Source organism: Pseudomonas sp. GW704-F2, assembly GCF_059423025.1.
The window spans coordinates 1-2,985 of the sequence record NZ_JBWKXO010000091.1 but is presented as its reverse complement, the minus strand read 5'-3'; the positions used below and the strand labels follow the sequence as shown (position 1 = coordinate 2,985).

Sequence of the window (2,985 nt, the reverse complement as noted above, 5' to 3'; positions counted from 1 at the left end):
GGGTTATTCGAGGGCGGCGGCCGGGCCGAAGAATTCGTAGCGGCTTTGTTTTTCGGGTACGCCCAAGGCCTTGAGGTGGCGCTTGACTGCGGCCATGAAGCCTTTAGGGCCGAGGAAGTACGCATCCAGGTCGCGCTGCTCAGGCAACCACGCCGCCAGTTGTTCCTGGCTCAGCAGGCCCACGGTGTCGCCTGCCGGGCTCACGCCATCGTCCTCGTCATAGCAGTAGAAGCGCTTGAGCTGCGGATGCTTGGCCGCCAGGGCGTCGACCCATTCCCGAAACGCATGCACCCCGCCGTTACGCGCGCAGTGGATAAAATGCACCGGACGCTGGGTGGCCAGGGCCGCTTCGAGCATCGGCAGTGTTGGCGTGATGCCCACCCCACCGCTGATCAGCACCAGCGGTTTATCGCTGGCGGCCAGGGTGAACTCGCCCGCTGGCGGGAACAGGTCGATCGTCGCGCCGACCTGCAATTGATCATGCAGGTAGTTGGACACCCGCCCACCGGCTTCACGCTTGACGCTGATGCGGTATTGGCCGGCATCGCTGAGGGCCGACAAGGAATAGTTGCGGCGCACTTCTTCGCCATCGAGCAGCAGCGTCATACCAATGTACTGACCGGGCTCGGCGGCGAGGATCGGGCCGTTGTCCAGCGGGGCGAAATAGAAGGACGTGATTTCGGCACTTTCCTCCACGCGCTTGACCAGCTTGAACGGCCGCGCACCCCGCCAGCCGCCCGGCGCCTGGGCTTTCTCGTCATAGATCGCAGCTTCGGCGCCGATCAGGATGTCCGCCAACTGACCGTAGGCCGCGCCCCAAGCGCTCATCACCTCGGGAGTGGCAATCTCGCTGCCCAACACTTCGGAAATCGCACGCAGCAGGCAGGCCCCCACGATCGGGTAATGTTCCGGCAGGATCTGCAAGGCCACGTGTTTGTTGATGATCTTCGCCACCAGATCACCCAGTTGATCCAACTGGTCGATATGTCGTGCATACATCAACACACCATTGGCCAGGGCACGGGGCTGGTCGCCGCTGACCTGGTGCGCCTGGTTGAACAGCGGGCGCACCTCCGGGTACTCGGAGAGCATCATGCGGTAGAAATGGGTGATCAGCGCTTCGCCGCCGCTTTCCAGCAGGGGCACGGTGGATTTGATGATGGCACGGTCTTGAGCACTAAGCATGGAGCCTCCTGGGCTTCTTTACTGATTGCCTTGGAGTACTCAGTATTCATGCCAACTAATAAATCGTTTGATTTCAATCAGTTAAATTACTTGTAGTCAGTATGACCTCCTACAACTTATAGTCATAAGGACTACAAGGAGTCATTATGACTGCGCAATCGCTGCTCACCACCCTGCTCCCTCTGGTCGCCGACCTGTCCCGCGAACTGCCCGAAGGCGAGCGTTACCGCCGCCTGTTGCAAGCCATGCGCGCCCTGCTGCCGTGCGACGCCGCCGCGCTGTTGCGCCTGGACGGTGAGTCGCTGGTGCCGCTGGCGGTGGACGGCTTGAGCGCCGATACCCTGGGCCGACGCTTCAAGGTCAGCGAACACCCGCGTTTCGCCGTGCTGCTCGGCAGCCCCGGCCCGACGCGTTTCGACAGCGACAGTGAATTGCCCGACCCCTACGACGGCCTGGTGGACGGCCTGCACGGGCACCTCGAAATTCACGACTGCATGGGCTGCCCGCTGTATGTCGATGACAAACCGTGGGGCCTGCTGACCCTGGACGCCCTCGACACCGAGCGCTTCGAACGGGTCGAGCTGGATGCCCTGCAAGCCTTCGCCAGCCTCGCCGCCGCCACGGTCAACGTCGCCGAACGCATCGAACACCTGGCATTGCGCGCCGAAGACGAACGCCAGCGTGCCGAGATCTACCGCCAGGCCAGCGGCCAGCAGCACAAAGAGATGATCGGCCAGAGCAAGCCCCACAAGCGCCTGGTCGAAGAAATCAACCTGGTGGGCGGCAGCGACCTCACCGTGCTGATCACCGGCGAAACCGGGGTCGGCAAGGAACTGGTGGCCCAGGCGATCCACGCCGCGTCGTCCCGCGCGGACAAGCCGCTGATCAGCCTCAACTGCGCCGCCCTGCCGGAAACCCTGGTGGAAAGCGAGCTGTTCGGCCATGTGCGCGGCGCCTTCACCGGCGCGCTGAACGAGCGCCGGGGCAAATTCGAACTGGCCAACGGCGGCACGTTGTTCCTGGATGAAGTCGGCGAGCTGTCGTTGACGGTGCAGGCCAAGCTGCTGCGCGTCCTGCAAAGCGGCCAACTGCAGCGCCTGGGCTCGGACAAGGAACATCAAGTGGACGTGCGCCTGATCGCCGCCACCAACCGCGACCTGGCCGAAGAAGTGCGCAACGGCCGCTACCGTGCCGACTTCTACCACCGCCTCAGCGTCTACCCGCTGCAAGTGCCGGCGCTGCGCGAGCGCGGGCGCGATGTATTGCTGCTGGCCGGGTTCTTTCTCGAACAGAACCGTTCGCGCATGGGCCTGGGCAGCCTGCGCCTGACCAGCGACGCCCAAGCCGCGTTGCTGGCCTACAACTGGCCGGGCAATGTGCGCGAGCTGGAACATTTGATCGGACGCAGCGCACTGAAAGCCCTGGGAAACTGTCGCGAACGTCCGAAGATTCTCAGCCTGAGCGCCCAAGACCTGGACCTGCCCGACGTCAGCGCAGCGCCGATCGCCCCCCCACCCGAAGTCACCGCCATCGCCGGCGGCGACCTGCGCCAGGCCACCGAACACTACCAGCGCCAAGTCATCAACGCCTGCCTGGAACGCCACCAACACAACTGGGCCAGCACCGCCCGCGAACTAGGCCTGGACCGCGCCAACCTAGGCCGCATGGCCAAGCGCCTAGGCCTCAAATAACCCAGATCCCCCAACCAAACCCAATAAATACTGAAATACTGAAATACTGAAATACTGAAATACTGAAATACTGAAATACTGAAATACTGAAATACTGAAAATACTGAAA

The 2,985-nt window shown here is 62.7% G+C and carries 2 protein-coding genes; one reads left to right on the top strand and one right to left on the bottom strand.

Going from position 1 to position 2,985, the window contains the following annotated elements; all coding sequences use genetic code 11:
- Positions 1-3 precede the first annotated feature (3 nt).
- Positions 4-1,185, bottom strand: coding sequence for an NO-inducible flavohemoprotein (gene hmpA / locus AC07W0_RS30870; RefSeq protein ID WP_017846720.1), 1,182 nt, complete (start codon positions 1,183-1,185; stop codon positions 4-6).
- Positions 1,186-1,331: 146 nt separating this feature from the next.
- Here hmpA and norR point away from each other — a divergent pair, with 146 nt between their 5' ends.
- The gene (gene norR, locus AC07W0_RS30865) at positions 1,332-2,876 is read left to right on the top strand and encodes a nitric oxide reductase transcriptional regulator NorR (RefSeq protein WP_057005278.1); all 1,545 of its coding nucleotides are present in this window, start codon (positions 1,332-1,334) and stop codon (positions 2,874-2,876) included.
- Positions 2,877-2,985: the final 109 nt, after the last annotated feature.

Coding starts and splice junctions, on each gene's coding strand:
- hmpA (WP_017846720.1), bottom strand. CDS start 1,185: ATGCTTAGTGCTCAAGACCGTGCCATCATCAAATCCACCGTGCCCCTG.
- norR (WP_057005278.1), top strand. CDS start 1,332: ATGACTGCGCAATCGCTGCTCACCACCCTGCTCCCTCTGGTCGCCGAC.